This is a genomic window from Burkholderia sp. BCC1638, assembly GCF_902833195.1.
In the GTDB taxonomy this organism is placed as follows: Bacteria; Pseudomonadota; Gammaproteobacteria; order Burkholderiales; family Burkholderiaceae; genus Burkholderia; species Burkholderia diffusa.
Map to the genome: position 1 here is coordinate 1 of NZ_CADFEC010000028.1, position 26,626 is coordinate 26,626.

14 protein-coding genes are annotated in these 26,626 nt (G+C 68.9%); all 14 read left to right on the forward strand.

What is annotated here, in order from left to right; translation table 11 throughout:
• The first annotated feature begins 391 nt into the window (after positions 1-391).
• A complete protein-coding gene (locus HWX22_RS25250; RefSeq protein ID WP_059691184.1) occupies positions 392-853 on the forward strand; it encodes a (2Fe-2S)-binding protein in 462 nt (153 codons plus the stop codon).
• The gene (locus HWX22_RS25255; RefSeq protein ID WP_175916610.1) at positions 850-3,174 is read left to right on the forward strand and encodes a xanthine dehydrogenase family protein molybdopterin-binding subunit; all 2,325 of its coding nucleotides are present in this window, start codon (positions 850-852) and stop codon (positions 3,172-3,174) included. Before HWX22_RS25250 ends, HWX22_RS25255 begins: the two co-directional genes overlap by 4 nt.
• 792 nt (positions 3,175-3,966) lie before the next feature.
• The gene (locus HWX22_RS25260; protein WP_059449338.1) at positions 3,967-4,161 is read left to right on the forward strand and encodes a hypothetical protein; all 195 of its coding nucleotides are present in this window, start codon (positions 3,967-3,969) and stop codon (positions 4,159-4,161) included.
• 151 nt (positions 4,162-4,312) lie between these two features.
• Entirely contained in the window at positions 4,313-5,590 is a 1,278-nt protein-coding gene (locus HWX22_RS25265; protein ID WP_175916611.1) for an HlyD family efflux transporter periplasmic adaptor subunit, read from the forward strand.
• An 11-nt stretch (positions 5,591-5,601) separates the two neighbouring features.
• Positions 5,602-7,818: a peptidase domain-containing ABC transporter gene (locus HWX22_RS25270; RefSeq protein WP_175916612.1), complete on the forward strand. Its 2,217-nt coding sequence runs from the start codon at positions 5,602-5,604 to the stop codon at positions 7,816-7,818.
• Positions 7,819-7,821: 3 nt separating this feature from the next.
• The gene (locus HWX22_RS25275) at positions 7,822-9,249 is read left to right on the forward strand and encodes a TolC family protein (protein WP_175916613.1); all 1,428 of its coding nucleotides are present in this window, start codon (positions 7,822-7,824) and stop codon (positions 9,247-9,249) included.
• Positions 9,231-10,835: an acyltransferase domain-containing protein gene (locus HWX22_RS25280; RefSeq protein WP_175916614.1), complete on the forward strand. Its 1,605-nt coding sequence runs from the start codon at positions 9,231-9,233 to the stop codon at positions 10,833-10,835. Before HWX22_RS25275 ends, HWX22_RS25280 begins: the two co-directional genes overlap by 19 nt.
• A 74-nt stretch (positions 10,836-10,909) precedes the next feature.
• Positions 10,910-16,942, forward strand: coding sequence for an SDR family oxidoreductase (locus tag HWX22_RS25285; RefSeq protein WP_175916615.1), 6,033 nt, complete (start codon positions 10,910-10,912; stop codon positions 16,940-16,942).
• Positions 16,939-20,949: a cytochrome P450 gene (locus HWX22_RS25290; protein WP_175916616.1), complete on the forward strand. Its 4,011-nt coding sequence runs from the start codon at positions 16,939-16,941 to the stop codon at positions 20,947-20,949. Before HWX22_RS25285 ends, HWX22_RS25290 begins: the two co-directional genes overlap by 4 nt.
• A gap of 20 nt (positions 20,950-20,969) precedes the next feature.
• Positions 20,970-22,355, forward strand: coding sequence for an NAD(P)-binding domain-containing protein (locus tag HWX22_RS25295; protein WP_059700632.1), 1,386 nt, complete (start codon positions 20,970-20,972; stop codon positions 22,353-22,355).
• A complete protein-coding gene (locus HWX22_RS25300; protein ID WP_175916617.1) occupies positions 22,352-23,068 on the forward strand; it encodes an ABC transporter ATP-binding protein in 717 nt (238 codons plus the stop codon). The genes HWX22_RS25295 and HWX22_RS25300 overlap by 4 nt, the downstream gene beginning before the upstream one ends.
• The gene (locus HWX22_RS25305) at positions 23,065-24,474 is read left to right on the forward strand and encodes an FtsX-like permease family protein (protein ID WP_175911744.1); all 1,410 of its coding nucleotides are present in this window, start codon (positions 23,065-23,067) and stop codon (positions 24,472-24,474) included. Before HWX22_RS25300 ends, HWX22_RS25305 begins: the two co-directional genes overlap by 4 nt.
• 51 nt (positions 24,475-24,525) lie before the next feature.
• The gene (locus HWX22_RS25310) at positions 24,526-25,305 is read left to right on the forward strand and encodes an outer membrane lipoprotein-sorting protein (protein ID WP_175916618.1); all 780 of its coding nucleotides are present in this window, start codon (positions 24,526-24,528) and stop codon (positions 25,303-25,305) included.
• A complete protein-coding gene (locus tag HWX22_RS25315) occupies positions 25,302-26,621 on the forward strand; it encodes a hypothetical protein (protein ID WP_175916619.1) in 1,320 nt (439 codons plus the stop codon). The genes HWX22_RS25310 and HWX22_RS25315 overlap by 4 nt, the downstream gene beginning before the upstream one ends.
• Positions 26,622-26,626: the final 5 nt, after the last annotated feature.

The window sequence follows — 26,626 nt, forward strand, 5'->3', positions numbered from 1 at the left end:
GCGCCACAACCAAGCGCTCATCGCGCTCGCACGGCGACGCTGTGACGTCCTGTTCGCCATGCTGCGCGACGGCACCATTTACCAACCCAAGTCAGCCCCTACCGCTTGACGAAACACATAGGGGCACCCCCCTGAATCACCCCACCCGACGACAATCGCGAATTCGTCTGATAATACCTGCGGCGATCCCCGCATACGCGCAATCGTCCGAATCCCGCCGAACCGTTGCACGGGCAACCAGACGGCACCATCGCCGCGATTGCATCGCCACCCGATGCAATCCGGAAACGAAACGGCGTCAGGCCCACCTGGTCGTTCGGAATGTGCCCAGCGCCGTTCAAATCCCCACACGACGCCCGCGCGACGCGGCGCCGCCAACAGGAGATGAACGATGATCACGCTGACCGTCAACGGTAGCGAACAGCATTTCGACGGCAACCCCGACATGCCGTTGCTCTGGTATCTGCGCGACGTCCTCGGTCACACGGGAACCAAGTTCGGCTGCGGGATGGCGCTGTGCGGCGCATGCACCGTGCATCTCGACGGTGAAGCGATCCGCGCGTGCATCACGCCCGTCGCGGTCGCCGCCGGCAAGCGCGTGACGACGATCGAAGGATTGTCGACCGACCTGACCCACCCGCTGCAGCAAGCCTGGCAGGAACTGAACGTTGCGCAATGCGGCTACTGTCAGTCCGGACAGATCATGCAGGCCGCCTCGCTGCTGAAGACCAATCCTCACCCGAGCGATGCCGACATCGACGACGCGATGTCCGGCAACATCTGCCGCTGCGGCACCTATACGCGCATTCGCGCGGCGATCCGGCTGGCGGTGCGCCGTGGAGGTGCCGCATGAACGCGCCGGAACTCTCCGTCCACAACGAAAGCCGCCGCGCATTGCTGCTCGGCTTCGCCGCCGGCGGGCTGCTGCTCGCGTTCGGTGTGCCGTCGCTCGCGCGCGCGGCCGCGCCGGTGCAGCCGCCGGTCAGCTCGAATCCGCAGTACGGCGGCGCGGGCATGCCGCACGGATTGCGCGACGATCCGAACCTGTTCGTCGCGATCGCGCCGGACGGCACGGTCACGGTGACCTGCATCCGCTCCGAGATGGGGCAGGGCGTACGCACGAGCGTCGCGCTCGTGGTCGCCGATGAACTGGGCGCGGATTGGGCGCGCGTGAAGGTCGCGCAGGCGGTCGGCGACGAGCCGCGCTACGGCAACCAGAACACCGACGGCTCGCGCAGCCTGCGCCAGAGTTTCGCGGCGCTGCGTCGCGCGGGCGCCGCTGCGCGCACGATGCTCGAGCAGGCCGCCGCGGCGACGTGGGGCGTCGACGTGCGTCAGGTGAAGGCGGCGGTCCACGAGGTCGTCGATACGAAAACCGGACGCAAGCTCGGCTTCGGCGAACTGGCCGCCAAGGCAGCCGCGCTGCCGGTGCCCGATCCGAAGAGCGTGCCGTTGAAGGCGCCGGCCGAATTCCGCTATATCGGCAAGGGCAAGACGGCGTTGATCGACGGACGCGACATCGTCGGCGGCCGCGCGCGCTACGGGATCGACACGCGGCTCGACGGCATGCTGTATGCGGTGGTCGCACGTCCGCCGGTTTATGGCGATACGGTCACGTCGTTCGACGCATCCGCCGCGGAGAAGCTGCCGGGTGTCGTCAAGGTCGTGCAGCTCGCGTCGGCACCGCTGCCGTCCGGGTTCCAGCCGCTCGGTGGCGTTGCCGTGATCGCGCGCGACACGTGGACGGCCATCCAGGCGCGCGCGCAGTTGAAGATCGACTGGAAGCACGGGCCGCATGCAGGCTACGATTCGGCCGCCTACCGCAAGACGCTCGAAGCGGCGGCCGCGCAGCCGGGCGACGTGATCCGCAACGACGGCGATACGGCCGCGGCGCTCGCGGGCGCCGCGAAGCGGGTGCGCGCGACGTACTACGTTCCGCATCTCGCGCACGCGACGATGGAGCCGCCGGCGGCAGTCGCGCGCGTGGCCGACGGCCGCTGCGAGGTGTGGACCTGCACGCAGGCGCCGCAGACCACGCGCGACGAGATCGCGAAGGCGCTCGCGTTGCCGACCGAGCGGGTAACGGTCAACGTGACGCTGCTCGGCGGCGGCTTCGGCCGCAAGTCGAAGCCAGACTACGTGGTGGAGGCCGCGTTGCTGTCGAAGGCAGTCAGCGCGCCCGTGAAGCTGACGTTCACGCGCGAGGACGACATCGCGCACGACTATTTCCATGCGGTGTCGCTGGAGGCGTTCGAAGGCGGCCTCGACGCGGCGGGGAAGGTGGTCGCGTGGCAGCATCGCACGGTCGCGCCTTCGATCCAGTCGACTTTCAGGGCAGGCGTCGTGCATGAGCAGCCGGGCGAGCTCGCGCAAGGCATCGCGGATCTTCCATTCGCAGTCCGGAACGTAAGGATCGAGAATCCGGCCGCGGAAGCGCACACGCGGATCGGCTGGTTTCGTTCGGTGTACAACATTCCGCACGCGTTCGGGATTCAGAGTTTCGTGTCCGAGCTCGCACATGCGGCGGGCCGCGATCCGAAGGATTTCCTGCTCGACCTGATCGGGCCGGCGCGGCGATTCGAACCGCACATCACGGTGAAGAACGTGAACTACGGCGAGGATCCGGCGTTGTATCCGGTCGACACCGGACGGCTGCGGCGCGTGATCGAGACGGTCGCGCGCGAAGCCGGTTGGGGGCGCAAGCTGCCGAAGGGGCACGGGCTCGGGATTGCCGCGCATCGCAGCTTCGTGTCGTACACGGCGGCCGTGTGCGAAGTGCAGGTCGGCGCGGACGGTGCGATCGCGGTGCCGCGCGTCGACATTGCGATCGACTGCGGGCCGCAGGTCAACCCGGAGCGCGTGCGCTCGCAGCTCGAAGGCGCGGTGGTGATGGGGCTCGGCATTGCGCTGCACGGCGAGATCACGTTCAAGGACGGACGCCCGGAGCAGAGCAACTTCAACGGCTTCCAGGTGTTGCGGATGAACGAGGCGCCGCGTGAAATCCGCGTGCACCTTGTCGCGCCGGACGACTACGCGACGCCGCTCGGCGGCGTGGGCGAGCCGGGCCTGCCGCCGGTCGCGCCGGCGCTGACCAACGCGATATTCGCGGCGACGGGTACGCGCATCCGCAGCCTGCCCGTCGCGGATCAACTCGCGAAGCCGAAAGCGGGGTGATGCGGTGCCGCGCGCCGGGCCGTCTGCATGGCCCGGTGCGCGCATTCGCTCGCACACCCAGGCCATTGCACGCGATCCATTCATGCATTTCATTTGCATATAAATTCGACGGGACCACACGGCCGTCCGGCCGCCGGGACACCGCTTTCCAGAATCAACCACGGAAATTCAATCTCGGCATTCAAGCCCGTAATTCCCCGTGGAAATAGAATCAATTGCCGTCGGATATCGGGTTTGCCCGATGGTGCGGTATCGTACAAAGAGCGACCGGAAAGTGTCGGATCATTGGCGCGTCGAATTAAATTTTGTAAAAAATTCAATGAGAAAAATCGGGAGTGATTCAGCCATTCGGTAATGACCGATTGGGTGGGGCATTTAGCGCATGCTTGTTACCGGCCAGTCCTAAGGCGGGCATTCATTATCGTTTTCATTCAGACGGTTCATGGCGTTCCAGCCGTGGTGGCGCCTGAGCTGTGGCGCCCGCTCGTCTGCAGATCGAAACCGCCGAGCCGGATGGCCGGTGTCGCAGGAATTGACGGTATATCGAAAGCGGAATGCGTTATCAAATATGGATTGACCTCGAGAGTATTGCGAAAAGGTGGCTCGAGATATTCGATTGGGCGGAGCGATGTGCGTCGTTTTGTCGAGCTGGTTAATGAAATGTGACAGCGCAATGCAATCGCATTGCCCATGAATTTAACATATTTAACATATTGATCCGCGTCGCCATCGCGGCGTGGTTCGATGCCTCGCTAGATGGGTTATCTAGCATTCTCAATCTGGAGAAACGCAATGCAAGAACTGAATCAACAGGAAATCGCACAAGTTTCCGGCGGCTACTACAGCGGCGGCTCGATTTTCGACACGCTGGGCAACGTGGTCGAGCTGTACGGCCAGACGCTCTACAACGTCGGCGAAGCACTGACGACCGCTGTCGTCGGCACGGGCAATGCACTGCTCGGCCTGCTGACCGGCCAGCACGCGTAAGCCGGACGCGATTTCCGTGCGATGGCGCGCGCTGCGTCGCCATCGCGTGAATCGCGGCTCGCCGCGGCACCGGAGCGGGGCGCCGCGGCGATCTTCCCGGGCAACCGGGACGCATCCGTCGAACCCAACTGACTGTCTGTAATCCCGTATCTTGACGAACCCGACTTCTCTCTTCCGGCACGAAGCGCAACAGGCGCAGCGCGCCGGCGCGCTGGGCGAGATCGTGCTGGTGCGCCCCGTGCCGCTGACGCTGCTGGCGGTGGCCGCGTGCGTGATGGCCGCATGCGTGCTGCTGTTCTTCGCGTTCGGCACCTACACGCGTCGTACGACGGTCAGCGGCGTCGTGATGCCGGATGCGGGGCTGGTGAAGGTCTATGCGTTGCAGCCGGGCATCGTCGTCGAGCGCGACGTGAAGGAAGGGCAGCACGTCGCGCGCGGGCAGACGCTTTATACGGTGTCCACCGACCTGCAAAGCGCGGCGGAAGGCGCGACGCAGGCCGCGCTGATCGCGCAGGCGCGGCAACGCAAGGCGTCGCTGCTTACGGAAATGGACAAGACGCGCAGCCTGCAGCAGGACGAACGCGCGACGGTGCGCGCGAAGATCGCGAGCCTGCGTGGCGAGCTTGCGCAGATCGACGATCAGCTTTCGGCGCAGCGGTTGCGCACGTCGATCGCGGCCGACGGCGCGAAACGGTATCGCGGCCTGCTGGCCCAGGACTACATTTCGAAGGATCAGGCGCAGCAGCGCGAGGCCGACCTGCTCGACCAGCAGTCGAAGCTGAACGGGCTGCTGCGCGAGCGCGCGTCGACGGCGCAGTCGCTGACGGAAGCGAACAACCAGCTGGCCGGCCTCGACCTCAAGCAGCAGAACCAGCTCGCGCAGATCGATCGCAACGTGATCGACGTCGACCAGAACCTGATCGAAAGCGAGGCGAAGCGCCGGATCGTCGTCACCGCGCCGGAAACGGGTGTCGTGACGGCGGCGATCGCCGACGTCGGCCAGTCGGTCGATACGTCCCGGCCGCTCGCGAGCGTGGTGCCGGGTGGCGCGCGCTGGCAGGCGCATCTGTTCGTGCCGAGCACGGCGATCGGCTTCGTGCGGGTCGGCGAGCCGGTGCTGATCCGCTATCAGGCGTTCCCGTATCAGAAGTTCGGCCAGTATCGTGCCGTGGTCGTGTCGATCGCGCGCACGGCGCTGTCGGCGGCCGAACTCGCGAACGATGGCGGCCCGGCGGCGACGCCGGGCGAGGGGCGCGACGCGACCTTCTATCGCGTGATCGTCGCGCTCGATGCGCAGCACGTCACCGCGTATGGCGCGCGGCAACCGTTGCAGGCCGGCATGACGCTGCAGGCAGACATCCTGCAGGAGCGCAGGCGCCTGTACGAGTGGGTGCTCGAGCCGCTTTACAGCCTGACCGGCAAACTCTGACGAGGTCGCGCATGGCATTACTCGATCGACTCTCGTTCGGCCTCGGCCGCCGGCTGCCGATGATCCTGCAGACCGAAGCCGCGGAATGCGGGCTCGCGTGTCTCGCGATGGTGGCCGGCTATCACGGCCATCACGTGGATCTCGCGACGCTGCGCGGACAATTCCCCGTATCGCTGAAGGGCGCGGGACTCGGGCGCGTGATCGAAGTCGCGCAGCGACTCTCGCTCGGCACGCGCGCGGTGAAGCTGGACATGGCGCAGCTCGGCCAGCTTCGCCTGCCATGCCTTCTGCATTGGAATTTCAACCACTTCGTCGTGCTGAAGGAAGTGAACGGCAAGAGCGCGACGATTCACGATCCGTCGCACGGTATTCGCAAGGTGCCGCTCGCCGAAGTGTCGCGTGCGTTTACCGGCGTCGCGCTCGAATTGTGGCCGGCCGCCGGATTCGCGCCGCGCGCGGCGCGTCCGGCGGTGAAGCTGCGCGAGCTGCTGGGCCCGGTGTCCGGGCTGTCGCGCTCGCTGGCGCAGATCCTCGCGCTCGCCATCGCGCTCGAAGTCTTCATGCTGGTGCAGCCATTCTTCCTGCAGTGGGTGATCGACGAAGTGATCGTCAGCGCCGATCGCGATCTGCTGACGGTACTGGCGCTCGGCTTCGGCCTGTTGCTGCTGATGCAGCAGGCGACCGGCACGATTCGCGCGTGGGCGCTGATGTACGTCGGCGTCACGCTGAACATCCAGTGGCGCGCGAACGTGTTTACGCACCTGCTGAGCCTGCCGGTGCGCTATTACGAGCGACGCCATCTCGGCGATGTCGTGTCGCGCTTCGGTTCGATCGATACGATCCAGCAGACGCTGACGACGTCGTTTCTCGGCGCGGTGATCGACGGGCTGATGACGATCGTCACGCTCGCGATGATGTTCGTCTACAGCCGCGTGCTCGGGTTCGTCGCGCTGGCGACGATGGCGCTGTATGCGCTCGTCCGGTGGCTGTGGTACGGCCCGTTGCGGCGCGCGACCGAGGACCAGATCGTGCACGCGGCCAAGCAGCAAAGCCATTTCCTCGAAACAGTGCGCGGCGTGAAGACGATCAAGCTGTTCAACCGCCAGACGGAGCGCCGCGCGAGCTGGATCACGCTGCTGGTCGAGCAGGTCAATGCGAGCCTGCACGTGCAGAAGCTGCAGATCTTCTACCAGCAGCTCAACGGCCTGCTGTTCGGCATCGAGAACGTGCTGATCATCTGGCTCGGCGCGCGCATGGTGATGGACGGCCAGTTCACGGTCGGCGTGCTGATGGCGTTCAACGCGTACAAGAACCAGTTCGACAGCCGGGTCGGCAGCCTGATCGACAAGTATTTCGAAGTGAGGATGCTGCAGCTCCAGGGCGAGCGGCTGGCCGACATCGTGTTCGCGGAAAGCGAGCCGGACGCGAGCCTGCGCAGCGTGCCGGGCGAGGCCGATGCGCTCGACGCGAGCATCGAGATCGACGGGCTGTCGTTCCGCTACGCGGACGGCGAGCCGCTGGTGCTCGACGGCGTGAGCGCGAAGATCGCGGCGGGCGAGTCGGTCGCGATCGTCGGGCCGTCGGGTTGCGGCAAGACGACGCTGATCGGCGTGCTGCTCGGCATCCACGAGCCGACGGGCGGCACGGTGCGGATCGGCGGGCTCGAGGTCGGCCGGCTCGGCACCGAGCGGTTGCGCGGGCTCGTCGGCACCGTGTTGCAGGACGACGTGCTGTTCGCGGGCTCGATCGCGGACAACATCAGCTTCTTCGATCCGGATGCGGACCCGCGCTGGGTCGCCGAATGCGCACGCATCGCCGCCGTGCACGACGACATCGCCGCGATGCCGATGGGCTACAACACGCTGGTCGGCGACATGGGCACGGTGCTGTCCGGCGGGCAGAAGCAGCGCGTGCTGCTTGCGCGCGCGCTGTACAAGCGGCCGGGCATTCTCGTGCTCGACGAGGCGACGAGCCATCTCGACATTCAGCGCGAGATGCAGGTCAATGCGGCCGTCACGCAACTCGCGATGACGCGGCTGATCGTTGCGCACAGGCCGGAGACGATCGCGTCGGCGCAGCGCGTCATCATGCTGCAGGGCGGCAAGGTCGTGCTCGACCAGTCGACCGCCGCGATGCGCACGGCGACGGCGGCAAGGACGTCCGCCGGCGCGCCGGCGGCACCGACGACGCATGACGCCGGCGCCGCGGAACCGGTCGCGGGGCGTTGAGCGATGAAGCGTCCACTCGCTACCGTGCTGGCTGTCGTCGCGCTCGCTGCGTTCGTGCCGACGGCATGCGCGCAGATGCTCGACGTCTACGGCACGCGCAATGATGTCGCGGCCACGCCGTCCGGGTCGATGGCGTCGGCCACGGCATGCGGCGCGCGGCATGTCGACGAGCGGCCGCTCGCGCTCGAGGACGCGATCCTGCTCGCGATCTGCTCGCATCCGCAGCTGAGTCGCACGTGGTCGGATGCGCGCGCGGCGGCGGCGGAGGTCGGCGTGTCGAAGGCCGCGTACTGGCCGACGCTCAATGCGACGGCGGGTATCGAGCGCGACAACCTGACGACGAACTACAGCGGCGGCTACTCGCAGGACCAGCGCAGCACCAGCCGCTACGGCATGCTCAACCTGAGCTGGGTGCTGTTCGATTTCGGCAAGCGCGGCGCGACGCTCGACCGTGCGCGCGCGCTGCTGCGCGCGGCGAACGCGGCGCACGACGATGCGCTGCAGAGCGTCTTCTACGATGCGGCGCAGGCGTTCTACGCGCTGCGCGACGCGCAGGCGGCGCTCGCCGCCGCGCAGGCGGTCGAGCACGCGGCGCAGGAAAGCCTGGCCGAGGCGAGCGCGCGGCACGACGGCGGCGCTGGCACGCTCGGCGATGCATTGCAGGCGCAGACCACCTACCGCAAGGCGCTGCTCGATCGCGTGAGCGCGGAAGGCGACTTGCAGAACGCGATCGGCACGCTCGCGACCACGCTCGGCGCCGACGCCGATACGCCGCTGCGCATCGCGGACGCGGAACCGTCGCCCGATCGCGACGACTTCACGCGCGGCGTCGCCGACCTGATCGCCGAAGCGAAGCGCCATCACCCGAAACTGATCGCCGCGCGCGAAAAGCTCGAAGCGGCGCGCGACGAAGTGCGCGCGGTGCGCGCGCAGTCGCTGCCGACCGTTTCGCTGATGGGCAGCCTCGCGCGCAACAACCCGTCATACCAGCAGCAGGCATCGTTTCTCCAGTTGCAGAGCAGTCACAGCAACTCGATCGGCATCCAGATCTCGATTCCGCTGTTCGAAGGGTTCGCGTCGGGCTACCGCGTCGCCGAGGCGAAGGCGCAGGCGGACGCGCAGGAAGCCGACGTGCGCAACACTGAACTCAAGGTGTCGCTCGACGTATGGAAGAGCTATCAGAGCCTGCAGACCGACACGACGAACCTGGACAACTCGCGGCATCTGCTGGACACCGCACTGCATTCGCTCGACATCGCGCGTGGCCGCTACAAGGCCGGCGTCGGCACGTTCACGGAATTGCTGAATGCCCAGTCGGCGCTCGCGGATGCGCGGCGGCAGCGCGTGCTCGCGGTGTCGAAATGGCGGATCGCGAGACTGAAGCTGGCCGAGAGCCTTGGGAGATTGGGATTATGGAACGACGCGGGTTGAACGACGCCGGGCCGCACGCGCGCGGCGCGCAGGCGCGCGGATGCGCGTTCCTGTTCCCGGGGCAGGGTGCGTTCTATGCGGGCGCGCTGCGGCAGCTCGCACGTGAACACGGGAGCGTGCGGCAGACTCTCGACATGCTCGACGCGGTCGCGAGCGAGCGCCTGGGCCGCCCGCTGACGGGCGCGCTGTGGCGCGACGATGCCGGGCTCGATGCATGGCTGCATGAAGCGCCCGATCTGCTGCAGCTCGGAATCTACGGCGCATCGGTCGCGATGTTCGGCGTGCTGCGTGCGCACGGCGTGGTGCCGGACGTGCTGATCGGACACAGCTTCGGCGAGATCGCGGCGCTGGTGTGCGGCGGCATGTATTCGATCGAGCAGGGTGCGCGGATCGTCTGCGACCGGATCGTGTCGTTGCAGGCGGCGGCGCCGCCCGACGGGATGATGGCGGCGATCTCCGCGGGTGCCGACGCGACGCGCGAGCTGATCGACGCGAGCGCCGTCACGCATGCGATGCGCAACGTGTGCGTTGCGGTCGAGAACCATCCGTCGCAGACCGTCGTGTCCGGTCCGCGCGATGCGCTGGAGCGCTTCGTCGCGGCCTGTGCGGCACGCGGCGTCGCCGCGCAGACGCTCAGGTCTCCGTATGGCTTTCATCACCCCGATCTCGCCGGCGCGCGCGAGCAGTTCGCCGCGCGTCTTGCCGCGTATCGGCATGGCCCGCTCGCGATTCCCGTGTATTCGCCGATCCTCGGCCGCCGCTACAGCGGCGCCGACGATCCGGGCGCGCGGCTCGCGTCGCACTTCGTGCTGCCGGTGCGGTTCGCGGATGCGATTCGCGCCGCGTGCGCGGACGGCATCGGACGCTATGTCGAATGCGGCGCGCTCAACGCGCTGGCGCGCATCGTCGTGCGCATCGCGGGACCCGGCACGGTCAGGACGTTCGGCGGCCCGTCGAACGCAGCAGAGGAATCGAGCGTCGTCACGACAATCACCCGTTATTTTCAGGAGGACAACATCATGAAGGACGATATTCGCATCGGCAACGCCGGCTCCGGGTTCGACGCGTTCTGGCTTGCGCGCGGGCCGCACATCGTCGACTGGCTCAAGGGCGAGCTGCGTCACGCGTTCGATGCGGCGAGCACGGCATCGGCCGGCGCCGTGCCGGCCGCGGCACCGACGGTCGCCGCATTCGCGCCGCAGGCCGAGCCGTCCGGTGCGGCCGCGCCGCGTCTTGCGGCGGTCGCCGTGGCCGCGCCGACACTGACGGCGGTACCGTCGCCGTCGATGCCGCACGAGCCGCTCGCGGCGGCGAAGCCCGCACACGTGCCGCGCGATCGGCTGTTCGCGGAGCTCGTCGATATCTACGCGCAAGCGATGGAATATCCGGCCGAGGTGTTCTCCGAAACGATCGAGCTCGAAGCCGAACTCGGCATCGACTCGGTCAAGCAGACGGAGATCATCCAGCGCATTACCGCGCGCTACGCGCTGCCGCCGCTGCCGGCCAATTTCCGCAGCGGCGATTTCAAGGCGATGGGGCAGATCGTCGATTTCGTCTACGAGAACCAGGGAAAAGCAGTCGCTTGACGGCCGTTGGCTCAAACGTTGGTCGGCAGGGGGGCCCTGCCCGTAATGACAAGTTCTCGATAGGCAGGCGATCCATGTCGAATACCAGCATGCGCGGCAAGCTCGTTCTCGTGACGGGCGGTGCGAAAAACGTGGGCAAGGCGATCTGCAGGCGTTTCGCCGAGCAGGGCGCGCACGTGATCCTGAATTTCTTCCACTCGCTCGACGCGTCGAAGCAGACGGCCGACGAACTGCGCGCGCTCGGCGCGACCGTCGACGTGATCCGCGCGTCGGTCGCGCAGCAGGCGCAGGTCGACCGGATGTTCGACGAGATCGAACGGCGCTACGGCCGACTCGACGTGCTCGTCAACAATGCGGCGTCCGGTGCGCTGCTCGGCGTCGACGAGATCGGCGCCGAGCATTTCGATCGCGCGCTCGACACCAACCTGAAGGGCGCGTTCTGGTGCGCGCGTCGAGCCGCGGCGCTGATGGCGCGCTCGGGCGGCGGGGCGATCGTCAACGTGTCGTCGGTGGGCGCGACGCTCGTGCCTGCGAACTATCTGGTCGTCGGCACCGCGAAGGCGGCGCTCGAATCGCTGACGCGCTATCTCGCGGTCGAATACGCGGGCCGCGACATTCGCGTGAACGGCGCATCGTCGACGCTGATCGACGGCGACGTCGCCGCGCAGTTTCCGGACCCGGAGAACACGAAGCGTTCGAGCATCGCGGCGACGCCGCTGAAGCGGCTCGCACGGGCGGAAGACCTCGCCGATCTCGTCGTGTTTCTCGCCTCGGACGCGGCGCGCTGGATCACCGGTCAAGTGGTCGTCGCGGACGGCGGGCTGTCGCTGTGCAGCGAGGGGCTGTCGCCGCGCGCGGAATGGGCGAGCGCGGAGCGTGCCGCGAGCGAGACCGTGCCCGCTGCCGTGCCGACGGCTCCTGCAAAGACCGGTCAGCAACCGGCCTCGTTGCTGACCGGTCGACCCGCCGCATCGCCCGACGACGCGCCGGACAGTGACGACATCGCCGTGGTCGGCATGGGTCTCGCATTGCCCGGCGCGAGCGACCCGGACGCATTCTGGCGCGCGCTGCTCGACGGCCCCGAGCTGTTCGGCAACGTACCGCCCGATCGCTGGGATTACCGCTCGTTCTATTCGCCCGACACGTCGGCGGAGGACAAGAGCTATCAGTCGCGCTCGGTCTTCATCGAGCATTTCGACCCGTGCCCGACGGTGCGCGCCGAGCTCGACGCGGGCACCGCGCCGCGCGAGCTGACGACGTTGTGGCTGCGTCACGCGTTATGCCAGTCGCTCGACGGCGTGACGCTGCGCGATGCCGATCGCGTGGCGTTCCTCGTCGGCTACACGGCGGACGGCAGCCAGCATCTCGAGGAAGGGATGGTGCTGGCCGCCGCGCGCGAGCGCCTGAACGCGGTGCTGATCGAGGCGGGCATGGACGCGGCCGAGCGCGAGCGCCGCGTGGCCGCGCTCGATGCGGTGCTCAGTGCGCGCTATGCGCGCGGCGCCGGTGATCTCGCATCGTTCTTCCCGCACCGGGTCGGCCTGAACGCGATGAAGGGCGTGCTGCCGGACGACGCGCAATGCATGATGGTCGACACCGCGTGCTCGTCGTCGCTGTATTCGATCGATCTCGGGATCAAGGCACTGCTGCTCGGCAAGCAGGACGTGGTCGCATGCGGCGGCGCGTTCGCGCTCGCGCCGCGCGGCTCGATCCTGTTCTCGAAGCTGCATGGCCTGTCGCGCAGCGGCGAAGTGCGGCCGCTCGACCGCAACTGCGACGGCGTGCTGTTCGCGGACGGCGCGGGCGTCGTGATCCTGAAGCGCGTCGCGCGGGCGCGCGCCGACGGCGATCGCATCCTCGGCGTGCTGAAATCGTTCGGCTCGTCGTCCGACGGCAAGGGCAAGGCGATCTACGCGCCGAACTCGGCCGGCCAGCGCATCGCGATCGACCGCGCGTATGCGCGCACCGCGACGGTGCCGGCCGACGTCGACTGGGTGGTTGCGCATGCAACTGGCACGCCGGCCGGCGATCTCGCCGAGTTCCAGAGCCTGCGCGACGCGATCCGGCGCGACCGCCCGGTGCAGGTGACGTCGAACAAGTCGCTGGTCGGGCATACGGGCTGGGCGGCCGGTGTCGTGTCGGTGATTCAGGTGCTGCTCGGGTTGCGGCATCAGGTGATCCCGCCGCAGCACCGCTTCAGCGAGCCGCCGCCGGAATTCGACATCGCCGGCACGAACTTGCGGATTCCGGTGGCGCCGGTATCGTGGCCGGTCCGGCGCGATTCGGCACGCGTCGCGGCGGTGTCGGGGTTCGGCTTCGGCGGCACGAACGGCCACCTGATCGTGTCGGAATACCGCGCGGATCTGCCCGCTGGCGAAGCGAGCGGCCGGTTCGCTCGCGAGCCGCTCGCGATCGTCGGCTGGTCCGCGAAGTTTCCGGGCCTCGACGACGACGCCCAGGTTGCCGCGTGGCTGCGCGGCGAAGGCCGCGCGCCCGACGCGAGCTTCGGGATCGGCTACCCGTTGCCGAGCTTCGCGCGCGTGAAGATGCCGCCGGCGGTGCTTCGCGCGCTCGATCGCTGCCAGCTGATGGCACTCGACGCGGCGCACGACCTGCGCGAACGCCTCGGCGCATTCTGGCGCGAGCACGCGGACACGATCGGCCTCGTGATGGGGCACATGGGGCCGACGCGCAATGCGGCGCTTTACGCGAGCCGCTGTTATCTGGACGACATCGCGACCGCGGTGCTCGACGCGACGCGGCCGGACGAACGCGCGGCAACCGAGCGCGTGCTGGAGGCATTGCGCGCGGCGACGAAGCGGCTCGTCGCGCCGACGACCGAGAATTCGTTTCCGGGGATGATGCCGAACGTGATCCCCGCGCGCGTCGCCAACTATCACGACCTGCACGGCATGAACATGACGGTCGACGCGGGCCATGCGTCGACGCTGGCCGCGTTCGAGGCGGCCGAGCGCTTCCTGTGCAGCGGCGAACTCGACATGGCGATCGTCGGCGGCATCAACGGCAACTCGGCGGAAGAAGTGCGCCCGGCATTCGGGCTGCCGCTCGCGGAGGGCATCGTGCTGTTCGCGGTCACGACGGTGCGGCGTGCGCACACGGAAGGGCTGCCGGTGCTCGCGGTGGTCGGCGGCGACGACGCGCGGGCCGCGGTCGAACCGGCCGCGCCGCGCGACGCGATGGGGCGCGCGGTCACGTATGCGGGTGCCGATTCGGCGATCGACGTGCTGCGTGCGATCGTCGCGCACGAAGCCGGCACGACGCTCACGCGAGACGGCGGCGGCGATCGTGCGCGCTACGCGCTGCATGTTGCATGCGAACGGGCCACGCCGCGCGAGCCGGATCGCGAGGCACGGCCTGTGCCGCCGACACATGAGGCGGCTCCGGTCGCTGCGTCCGTCGAACCGGCCGCATCGACGACCGTTGCGGCCGCACCCGTTGAACCCGGCACCTTGATACCGGGCACGTTGCGCCGGACCGGCGTCGCGGCCGACGGCGAACCGCTCGGCGTCGCGCGTTACCGGATCGAATGGCGCGATGCGCCGTGGCGGCCGGCGGGCCGGTCGACGCCGTTCATCGCGCCGCGCTGCGTGATCGTGACCGACATGCCGGACGCGCTGGCCGCCCAGGCGAATCCGGGCCCCGGCTGCGTGGTGCTGTCGACGCGGCCGTTCGCCGCGCACCGGCCGGGCTGGCACTGGATCGAGCGGATCGACGCAGCGGCGCTCGACATCGTGCCCGACGATATCGGCCACGTGCGCGTGCTCACGTCGCTCGACGCCGGCACGCTCGCCACGGGCGCCGCCGCGCCGGCCACGCCCGAGCGGCTCGCACTGCACGACCTGGCGTTCCTCGCGGTCAAGCGCTGCCATGCGGCACTCGAGCGCGGCGGCACCTTCATCGCATTGCTGCTCGACGCGCTCGCCGGCGACGTGCCGCATCCGGATGCCGGCCTGTTCACGGGCCTCGTGAAGGCACTCGCGATCGAGATGCCGGAAGCGCGCCCGGTTGCCGTGCTGACCGATACGCGCGCGCTGCCCGACGCGCTGCGCGATGCCGAGCGCGAAAGCGGTGCACGTCACTGGCTGCCGGTCGTCGCGTTGGGCGGCGGTCGTCGCCGCACGCCGCGCGTGATCGCGGATGCGGGCGAACTGCGCGCGGACGAGCGGCTGTCGCTCGGTCAGGATTCGGTCGTCGTTGCGGTCGGCGGTGCGCGCGGGATCACCGGCGAACTGATGAAAACGCTGGCCGCGCACGTGCGTCCGACGCTGTATCTGATCGGCAGCAGTGCGCTGGACGCGATTGACGCGGACCTGCTCGCGATGGACGACGAAACGTTCGCGAAGAGCCGCCCGGACTACATCCGCCAGCAGAATGCGCGGCATCCGGAACGGCCGTTGCCGGAGATCATCCGCGCCTTCGAGCGGCGTGGCGACGCGCGCACGGCGTGCATGAACATCGAGGCGATGCGCGCGTTCTGCGGCGCGCATCGCGTGACCTACCTGCGCGCCGACGTGCTCGATCCCGACAGCGTGAAGGCGGCCATCGACACGATTCTCGCGCGCGAGCCGCGCGTGGACCTGCTGGTCAACGCGGCCGGGCTGAACCGTTCGGCGTCGGTGAGCGTGAAGTCGCTGGACGATTTCGTCGCGGTGCGCGACATCAAGGTGCGCGGCTACTGGAATTTGCGCGACGCGTTCGGCACACGGCAGCCGCGCCTGTGGTGCAACTTCGGCTCGTTCATCGGGCTGACCGGGCAGGCGGGCGAAACCGACTACGCGTCGGGCAACGACTTCCTGAACACGCAGGCGTCGTATCACCGCGCGGCGCTCGGTCACGACGAATTCACGATCGGCTGGACGCTGTGGCGCTCGGTCGGGCTCGGCGCGAATCCGGTCACGCGCGCGTTTCTCGAGAAGAGCGGATTGTTCACGAGCATGCGCACCGCGGAAGGACAGCATCACTTCATGCGCGAGCTCGGTCTCGGCGAGCGCGCGGCGATGTCCGTGCATCTCGGCGAGGCCGAGCGGCGCGCGATCGAGACGCACCTGCCCGGTTACTTCGATCTTGGCGAAAGCGCGCCGGCCGCCGCCGACGCATCGCGCGATCCGGATTTCTATCTCGGCGCGGAACTCGCGCGCACCGACGACAGCGTGACGTTCGAGCGCGTGTTCGACCTCGAACGCGACGCGTATCTGCAGCATCACGTCGTCAACGGTTTTCCGACGCTGCCGGGGACCTTCGTGCCCGAGGTGGCCGCCGAGGCCGCGCTGCGGCTCGTGCCGGGGCTCAAGGTCGTCGGCTTCGCGGACGCGGCATTCCTGCATTTCCTGCGCGTCTACGATGCGAAGCGGCCGAGCGTGAAGCGCATCCATGCGCGGATCGCGTCGCGCGACGGCGACGCGGTGCACGTGCACGTGCGGATCTCCGGCGACGTGCTGGCGCCGGGCGGGCAGGTGCTCGTGCGCGACAAGCCCCATTTCGAGATCACCGTTTGTCTGGCCGACGCGTATGCGCCGGCGCCGGTGTGGCACGAACCGGCAATGGCGACGTTCACGCCCGTCGCCGATCCGTATCACTTCGACGCGGCGCCGGTGCGGCTGACCGGCATGTTCGTGTCGACGACCGATACCGGCATGAGCGACGCGGGCAAGCAGGCGCGTTTCCGGCTGAATGTGCCGGGTGACGATCCGGTGTTCTCGCGCTTCGTGGTGCCAAGTATCCTGCTCGACGGGCTCGCGCGCGTGGCCGCGCTCGATCACGTTGCCGGCGACTATATCCCGCTCGCGGCGCCGATGTCGATCGGCCGCATCGACATCTACGAAGCCGGCAACGACTGCGAGCTGTCGAACCGCCACGCGTCGATCGCGCTGCGCGTGACGCCGCGCGCGTTCGCGCTCGAGGGGCCGGCGAGCAGCGGCAACCGGTTCGTCGCGGTGCGCCCGGACGGCAGGATCCTGATGCAGATGCGCGACGTGACGGGCATTGTGATCGGCTACGTGCATCGCGTGACCGGTGCGTTCGCCGCGCGCGGCGAGGTCGACGCGCAGCTCGCCGGCCGCGCGGCTTCCGAGCAGGTGAGCGCATGACGATGAAGCGACTCGCGCCCGGCCCGCGCGGCAGCGTCGTGATGGGCAACCTCGCGGAGTACAAGCGCAATCCCGTCACGATGTTGCTGAAGCTGCAGCAGCAGTACGGCGACATCGCGCGCAATCGTCTCGGCCCGTTTCTCACGCACGCGCTCGCGCATCCGGACGGCGTCCAGCACGTGCTGCAGGACAACCACCGCAACTACGTGCGCGGCCGCTTCTACGACAACTTCAAGATGTTCTTCGGCGATGGCCTGCTGACGACCGACGGCGAGTTCTGGCGGCGTCATCGCCGCGTGGTGCAGCCGTTGTTTCACCGCAAGCAGGTCGAGTCGCATACGGCCGCGCTCGGCGATGCGGCGCTCGCGCTCGTCGAGCGCTGGCTGAAGCAGCCGGCGCATGCGCCGTTCGACGTCGTCGAGGAAATGATGCGCGTGAGCCTGCGCATGCTCGGGCTGATGCTGTTCAACGCGGACATCTCGCGGCATGCGGACGATGTCGGGCCGGCCGTGCGCTTCGGCATCGCGGCGATGATGCCGCAGGGCAACCTGAACGATTTCGTGCCGCGCTGGATGCCGACGCCGTTCAATCGACGGATCGCGCATGCCCGCCGCGGGATCGACACGATCGTCGACGCGATCGTCGCCGAGCATCGCGCGGGGCGCTGCGAAACGAGCGACGTGATCTCGCTGCTGCTCGCCGCGCGCGATCCGGAAACGGGTGCGCCGCTGACCGAGCGCGAGGTGCACGACGAGGTGATGACGGTGTTTCTCGCCGGCCACGAAACCACCGGCAGCGGGATGGCGTGGGGGCTCTACGCGCTCGCGCAGCATCCGGACGTGTTGCGCCGCCTGCGCGAGGAGCTCGATGCGGTGCTCGGCGGCCGTGCGCCCGACGCGGCCGATCTCGAACGCCTGCCATACCTGGTGCAGACCGTCGACGAGATCCTGCGCCTGTATCCGCCGATCTGGGGCTTCACGCGTGATCTGGTCGACGACGACGAGATCGGCGGCTATCACGTGCCGGCCGGCTCGTCGGTGTTCATGTCGCCGTACGTCACGCATCGTCATCCGGCGCTGTGGGCGAACCCCGACGCATTCGATCCGGAGAACTTCGGATCGTACGCGCCGGCGCGTCACAAGTACGCGTACTTTCCGTTCGGCGGCGGGATGCGCAAATGCATCGGCTACCAGACCGCGTTGCTGCAGATACGCGTGCTGATCGCGGTGGTGGCGCAACACGTCGATCTGAGCGCGGTGCCCGGTCATTCGCTCGACACCGGCGCGACGATCTCGCTGCGTCCGCGCGACGGCATTCGGTTGATCGCGAAACCGCGATCGCGTGAGCGGGTGTCGAGGGGGCAGACGGGACGGGACGCAAGCGTGCCGGTTGCCCCGACATCGGTGTGCCCGGTCACGGGCACGCAAGTGCAAGAGCAAGCGCCCGTGCCGGCCCCCGACGCCGGGCAACCGGCGCATGCGGCATCGCCGACGCCCGTCCGTTCCGCCGGTCCAGCGCTGGCGCCGGACGTGCTGGCCTTTCTGCAGCGCGACGCGATCGCGGACGAAGCGTCGCAATGCACCGACGCCACGCCGACGCACCGCTTCACATGGCGGCCGGTCGAGATCGAGCCGCTGCCCGACCTGCCGGCGGCCGAACTGAGCGGCAAGCGGATCGCGATCGTCAATGGCCTCGGTCGCACGGTCGAGCGCGTGGTGGCGACGCTCACGCGCGCCTGTGCGAAGCCGAGCGTGTTCGCGCCGGCCGACGGCATCGATCCGGCGACCGCCGCGAGCGCGTTCGTCGCGCAGTCGGGGCCGTTCGACGGGATCGTCGATCTCGGTGTCGAGGCGCCGTTCTCGCTCGACGCGCACGATCAATGGGAAGCGCCGCTGCGCCGCACGGTCGCGCTGCTGCAGGCGTGCTACGGCGACTGGTCGCAGGAGGCGTCGACGTCGCGGCTGTTCTATCTGGCGCTCACCTGGCAGGACGGGCTGATGGGTCACGGCGATGGCACGCTCGTGCAGCCGCTCGGCGGATTGTGGGCCGGCCTGGCGAAGACGCTGCCGCAGGAATTGCCGAACTGCAACGTGCGCGTGCTCGACATCGCGCCCGACGAAACGGGACGCGTCGACCAGCTGATCGCGCGCGAACTGTATCGCTGGGGACGCTTCGAGGTCGGCCACCGCGGCGGGCGCCGCCATACGCTCGTCGCGACCCGCGACGATCTGCCGGCCGACGCGGCGCCCGACTGGGGGCCCGGCGACGTCGTGCTGTTTTCGGGCGGTGCGCGCGGCATCGGTTTCCTGGCTGCGTGCGCGCTGGCGAAACGCCATCGCTGCACGGTGATCGTCACCGGGCGCGATACGTTGCCCGCCGGCGACGAGCCGTGGCTTGCGCTCGACGACGCGGGGTTCAAGCGCTACGGGCTCGAGCAACTGCGCCAGGCGACGCCGGAGCGGTCGCCGAAGGCGATCCGGCATGCACTGCGGCAGCTCGAACGCCGCCGCGAACTGAAGGCGTCGCTCGATGCGGCGGCCGCGCTTGGCCTGCCGGTGCACTACCGCGTATGCGACGTGACCGACGCGCAAGCCGTGCGGACGCTGTGCGACGCCTTCGGCGACCGGCTGCGCGGCGTGATCCACAACGCGGGCATCGACCAGCCGGTGCGATTGCCGCGCAAGCGCGCCGATGAATTCATCGACACCGTACGCGTGAAGGTGCTCGGCTTCCTCAATCTCTACGCGGCGGTGCGTGACCGCCCGCGCGTGGGCTGCTTCGTCAACGTCGGCTCGCTGACCGGCCGCTGGGGCGGAATGACCGGCGAGACCGACTATGCGGCCGCGAACGAGGCGCTGGCGCGGCTCGGCTGGTGGGCGCGGCGCGACGCCGGCGCGCGCGTCGTGAAGACGATCGCGTGGCCGACCTGGGACGGCGTCGGGATGATCACGAACCTCGCCGTCACGCGGCGCTACGTGACGCCGATGCGGATCGACGAAGGCGTGCGCCACTGGCTCGCGGAACTCGCGACACCGACAACGCTGGCGACCCGCGGCAGCGGCGAACCGATGTACATGGGGGCGGTTGGCCGCGCGCTGACGCCGATCCAGCTGCGCGGATTCGACGCGGTCGACGGCTTGCCGAACCTTGGCGAACTCGCGACGCGCCGGCATCACGCGGGTGAGCCACGACGCTTCCGGCCGTTCACGTGCTTCTCGACGCGCTACCGCACCGCGGGCGCACCTTATACGCATGCATTCCGCTTCGACGGCCGCGCGGCCGTGCCGGCGTCGCTGTTGCTCGAGCACGCGCGCGTCGCGGCCGACTGGGTCGCGCCGCCCGGCGGCGAGCGGGCGTGCCTGCACGAAGCCGTCGACATCACGATCGCGCTCGACGCGCTCGCCGATGCGCTCGACGGTCACGGCGATCTCGCGCTCGACACCGACGCGAGCGGTCGCGCGGTGGACGACGGCTGGCACGTGACGGTGCGCTGCGCGTCGCTCGCCGGCCGCGCGCTGCTCGATGCGACGTTCGTGTACCGCGGTCATCCGCCCGGCGGCATGACCGTTCCGCTGCCGCGCGAAACCGAAGACGACACGATCCAGCGGTCCGCACGGGCGAGCTGGCGCGACGACCTGTTGCCCGAGGCGCGATGGAGCGGCGGCATCGCCCAGGCGAAAGCCGCCGACCCCGCCGCGCTATGGGGCGTGCAGGGGGATGAGGGGCGCGTGCCGTGTCCGCAGCTGTGGCTGCCGGTCAATCACCTGGAAAACGTGTTGCGCGTGCTGCTCGGCGCGTGGCCCGCCGACGGCGAGCCGCCGCGCGCATGGCGCATCGGTCGCATCGTGTTCGGCGCCGCGCACGCCGGCGATGCCGACATGCTGCTGCGTTATCCGAACGACCGCTTCGCGATCGCCGATCGCGCGGGCGCATCGATCGCCGACCTGTACGGCGCACGGCTTGCCGGCGCGACCGACACGCAGGCCGCGGCGGCGTCGGCCATTTGAACGGGAAGAGGAGGCTCAACATGACGGAGCGCAACGACGGCGCGCGGTACTGCATCATCGGCGCGGGCGCGGCGGGCATCACCGCCGCGAAGAACCTGCTCGCGGCCGGCATCGGCTTCGACGTGATCGAGCGCGAGGACGACGTCGGCGGCAACTGGTACTACGGACGGCCGAGCGGCGCGGTATATCGCTCGATCCACATGATCAGCTCGAAGCGGTTTTCCGAATACACCGACTTTCCGATCCCCGACGACTATCCGACCTACGCGCGCGGCGACCAGGCGCTCGCGTATCTGCGCGCGTACGCGCGGCGCTTCGGCGTGTACGACCGGATCGAATTCGGCCGTTCGGTGCTCGAGATCGCGCCGGTGCAGGGCGGCACGCAGTGGCGCGTCGAACTCGATCGCGGCGAAGTGCGGACCTATCGCGGCGTGATCGTCTGCAACGGGCATCTGTCGCATCCGCAACTGCCGGACTATCCGGGGCATTTCGACGGGCTGCAGCTTCATTCGTCGCAGTACCGCACACCGGAGATCTTCGACGGCAAGCGCGTGCTCGTGGTCGGCGCCGGCAATTCCGGCTGCGACATCGCGGTCGAGGCGTCGCATCATGCGAGCGCGGTATTCCACAGCACGCGCCGCGGCTACTACTACTGGCCGAAATTCCTGTTCGGGATGCCGGCGGACGAGTGGGCGGAGTGGCCGCTGCGGCTGCGCATGCCGCTCTGGGCGCGGCGCTTTTTCGGCGAACGGCTGCTGCGCCTGACGACGGCCGGACAGCCGGAGCACTACGGGCTGCGCAAGCCCGACCACAAGCTGTTCGAATCGCATTTCATCATCAACTCGACGCTGTTCTATCACCTCGGTCACGGCGATCTCGACGCGCGGCCGGACGTGCGCGAACTGAAGGGCGATCGTGTCGCGTTCGTCGACGGCAGCGAGGAGCCGATCGACGTGATCGTGTACGCGACCGGCTACCAGCCGAGCTTTCCGTTCATCGACCAGGCACACCTGCAATGGCGCAAGCAGCAACCGTCGCTGTATCTGAACCTGTTCGACGCGCAGCATCGCGATCTGTTCTTCATCGGGCTGTTCCAGACGTCGACCGGCAACTGGCCGCTGATGGACTATCAGGCGCAATTGCTCGCCCGCTATCTGCATGCGCGCGACACGGCGCCGCGCAAGGCCGCACGCATCGACCGGCTGATCCGGCGCGGCCGCTCGGACTGGAGCGGCGGCATCGCATTCCATCGCACGCCGCGGCACGTGATCGAGGTCGAGCATTTCGCGTACCGGCTGCAGTTGCGGCGGCTGATACGCGCGTTGCCGGCCGTGTCCGGCGGCGCCGGCGCGGATGCGTCGAAGGCGGCGCCGGTGCATGCGGTGCGCGCGGGAGGTGCGTCGTGAGCCTCGTGCATGTCGAACACCTGTCGAAGACGTACCTGCTCGACAGCGTGCGCGTGACCGGTCTCGCCGACGTGTCGGCGACGCTCGACGCGGGCCGCTTCACCGTGCTGAGCGGCCCGTCGGGTAGCGGCAAGACGACGCTGCTGAACCTGATCGGTTGCATCGACCGCCCCGACAGCGGGCGCGTGACGATAGCCGGTCACGACACGGCGTCGCTGTCCGACGATGCGTTGTCCGATTTTCGCGCGCGCCATGTCGGCCACGTGTTCCAGACCTTCAACCTGCTGCCGGTGCTGTCCGCCTACGAAAACGTCGAGTATCCGCTGCTGATGTCAGGCTGGGCGCCGGCGCGCCGCGCCGCGCGGGTGCGCGACCTGCTCGACGCGGTCGGCCTGGCCGACAAGGCGCGGCACCGGCCGAGCCAGCTGTCGGGCGGCCAGCGCCAGCGTGTCGCGATCGCGCGCGCGCTCGCGGCCGAGCCCGCGATGGTCCTCGCGGACGAACCCACCGCGAACCTCGACAGCGCGACCGGGCACGCGATCATCGAACTGATGCGCACGATCCAGCGCGAGCGCGACGTGTCGTTCATCGTGTCGTCGCACGATCCGCACGTGGTGAAGGTGGCCGACGAGGTGATCCGGATTCTCGACGGCCGCATCGTCGGCCACGAACGGGCCGGCGGCGACACGGCGACGCAGGAGGTGTGCCGATGACCCATACGCTGATGCTCGCGCTGCGCAATCTGCAGCGTAACCGCCGGCGCTCGCTCACCACGCTGCTCGCGATGATCGTCGGCGTCAGCGCGATCCTGCTGTTCGGCGGCTTCAGCCGCGACATCACGCTCGGCCTGCAGACCGACTTCGTGCAGCGCAGCGGCCACCTGCAGATCCAGCGTCAGGGCTATTTCCTGTACGGTACGGGCGACCCGGCTGCATACGGGATTCGCGATTACCCGGCGCTGATCGAACGACTGCGGCGCGATCCGCAACTCGTGCCGCTGCTGCAGGTCGTCACGCCGACGCTGCAGTTCGGCGGGATCGCCGGCAACTTTGCGGCCGGCGTGTCGCGCACCGTGATGGGCTTCGGCGCGATTCCGGACGACCAGTACCGGATGCAGCAATGGAACGCGTACGGGTTCCCGCTGCGGCCGCGTGCGTTCGCGTTGCGCGGCAGCGCCGACGACGCGGCGATCGTCGGCCTTGGCGTCGCGCGCGTGCTGCACCTGTGCGCACCGCTGCGCGTGCCGGATTGCCATGATGCGCCGCCGGGCCCGGCCGAGCCGGCCGCCGACGGTCCGGCTGCGAGCGCGCCTCCCGACGTGCTCGCGCTCGCGCAGGCCGAGGCCGGCACGCGGCCGGCCGCCGACGGCGCGACCCATGTCGAAGTGCTGACCGCGAGCGCGGGCGGTGCGCCGAACGTCGGCCGCTTCTCGGTCGTGAAGGCCGACCAGCAGGGCGTGAAGGAGCTCGACGACGTATATCTCGCGGTGCGCCTGCCGCAGGCGCAGCGGCTCGTCTACGGCGGCGCCGCGCCGCGCGCGACCGCGATCGAGATCCAGCTCGCGCGCACGGCCGATCTGCCCGCGGCGCGGGCGCGCATCGAGCAACTGCTGCACGGCGGCTTCGACGGCCAGCCGCTCGACGTCGTCGATTTCGCGACGCTGAACCCGTTCTACGACCAGACCAACCGGATGTTCTCGGTGATCTTCGGCTTCGTGTTCGTGCTGATCAGCGCGATCGTGCTGTTCGTGATCAGCAACACGATGAGCACCGCGATCATCGAGCGCACCGTCGAGATCGGCACGCTGCGCGCGATGGGCATGCGGCGCGGCGGCATCCAGCGGCTGTTCGTCTGCGAGGGCGCGCTGCTCGGCGTGGCCGGCGCGTCGCTCGGCGTGCTGGTCGCGCTTGCGATCGCCTCGATCGTCAATCACAGCGGGCTCGCGTGGACACCGCCCGCGCGAATCGACGCCGTCGCGTTGACGGTGCGCGTGTGGGGCGAGTGGCGAACCATCGCCGTCACGTTCGTCGGGCTCGCGTGCGTGGCCGGGCTGTCCGCGTGGCTGCCGTCGCGGCACGCGGCGCGGCTGTCGATCGTCGATGCGCTGCGGCATGTGTGATGTCGCCCGGCTGCCGCGTTTTTCGTTCACTTCACTTTCGGGAGAGCGCTCGTGCGTCGCCTGTTCGTTTCATGCTGTCTGAGTCTTTCGTTCCTGACCGGCGTCGCGCACGCGCAGCCGACGCCCAATCCGCAGAAGCTGCTCGCGGCGAGCGACGCGATCCGCACGCCGGAGAAATCGTTCGTGCTGACCGCGACGCTCGTCGAGTACCGCTCCGGCAAGCAGGTCGACGGCAATACGCTGTCGATCCATTCGAAGCCGGACGCGCCCGGCGGCGCGTTCCGCACGCTGGTGCGCTTCGTCGCGCCGGCGCGCGACACGGGCAAGCTGATGCTGAAGAACGGCAACGACTTGTGGTTCTACGACCCGGCGAACCAGGCGAGCGTGCGGATCTCACCGGACCAGCGGCTGCTCGGCCAGGCCGCGAACGGCGACGTCGTGACGGTCAATCTCGCGCACGACTATACGGCCGAGCTGAAGGGCGTGGAGGACATCGTCGACGGCGATCGGCAGACGCGCCGCGCGTACCGCCTCGCGCTCACCGGCCACGGCGAGGGGCTCACGTATCGCCGCATCGAGATCTGGATCGACGCGGCGAACAACCGACCGCTGAAGGCGCGCTTCTATTCGGAAAGCGACCGCCTGCTGAAGACCGCGTTCTATCGCCGCTACACGATGCAGCTCGGCGTCGAGCGGCCGACCGAGACCGTCATCATCGACGGGCTCGACAGCAACTGGGTCACGGTCATGCGCTTTTCCGACTACGCGTGGCGCGACATTCCCGATGCATGGCTGCAGCGCGACTACCTGTCTCGCTTCCAGGCGCAATGACGGTGCGACGCCGAGGCCGGATCGCGGCGGTCGCGTTTGCGTTGCTGCCGGCGTGCGTGCACGCGGCGGATGCGGGCGGGGCGGACGGGACGGGAGGCACGGCCGGCGTCGACGAAGCCGATGCCGCGGCGCTCGCGCTGGCCGACCAGCCGGCCGCGACGCCGCCCGACACCGCGAAGCCGTGGAAGCTGAACGTGCAGGACGCGCTGCGTGCGAGCCGCTATCGCGACGGCGGCGAGGCCGGCCGCAACCAGTTGTCGATCGAGTTCGAGTACGGGCAGTGGCTGACGCCGTCGTTCGCCGCGCATTTCTCCATGCGCTTCGACCGGTTCGATCCGCTCGGCACATCGCGCACGTCGTCGCGCGACGTGACGCTCGTGAAGGAAGCGTATGCGAGCTGGCGCGCGTCGCCGGCATTCGTCGTCGACGCAGGCCGCGTGAACGAGCGGCTCGGCGCGGCGATCGGCTACAACCCGACCGACTTCTTCCGCGCTGGCGCGGTGAGCCTCGACGTGCCGCCCGATCCGGACAGCCGGCACACGAACCGGCTCGGCACGGTCGGGCTGCGCGCACAGCGGGTGTGGGACACGGGCTCGCTCGCGGCGCTGCTGTCGCCGCGGCTCGAGCGCCGCAGCGTGCCGGGCGACCCGGCCGCGGCGTCCGACCTGCAGCGCACCAACGGCGTCGATCGCTGGATGCTCGTCGCAAGCCAGCGGCTCAGCGCGGCGATCCAGCCGCAATGGATCGTCTACGGCGAAAGCGGGCAGGCGCCGCAGTTCGGCCAGAATCTGAGCGTGCTGCTCGGCAACTCGGTGGTCGCATACGTCGAATGGACGGGCGGCTACCGGCGCTCGTTGATCGCGCGTGCCACCGGCGCGGCCGACGATCGCGCGTTCCGCAGCAGTTCGTCGATAGGCGCGACGTGGACGCTGCCGGTCGATCTTTCGCTGACCGCCGAATTCCAGAGCAACGGCGGTGGCGCGGACGCGGCGCAATGGCGGTCGTTGCAGCGCGCGAACCCGATGGCATGGGGCAGCGCGGTGCAGACGTCGATCGCCGCACAGGAACTGCAGACCCGTCACGGCGTGTTCGTGATGGCGGCATGGCGCAACGTCGGCGTTCGGCGCCTCGACCTGTCGGGTTTCGTGCAGGCCGATCTCGGCGGCGGCCGGCAATACTGGCTCGAAATGCGGCGGCGCTTCGACCGGTTCGACGTCGCGCTGCAGTGGCTGCATCAGGGCGGCCCGTCGTGGAGCCGCTTCGGTGCGATGCCGGAGTCGACGAGCATTCAGGTGCTGGGCATTTTTTATCGATGACGCAA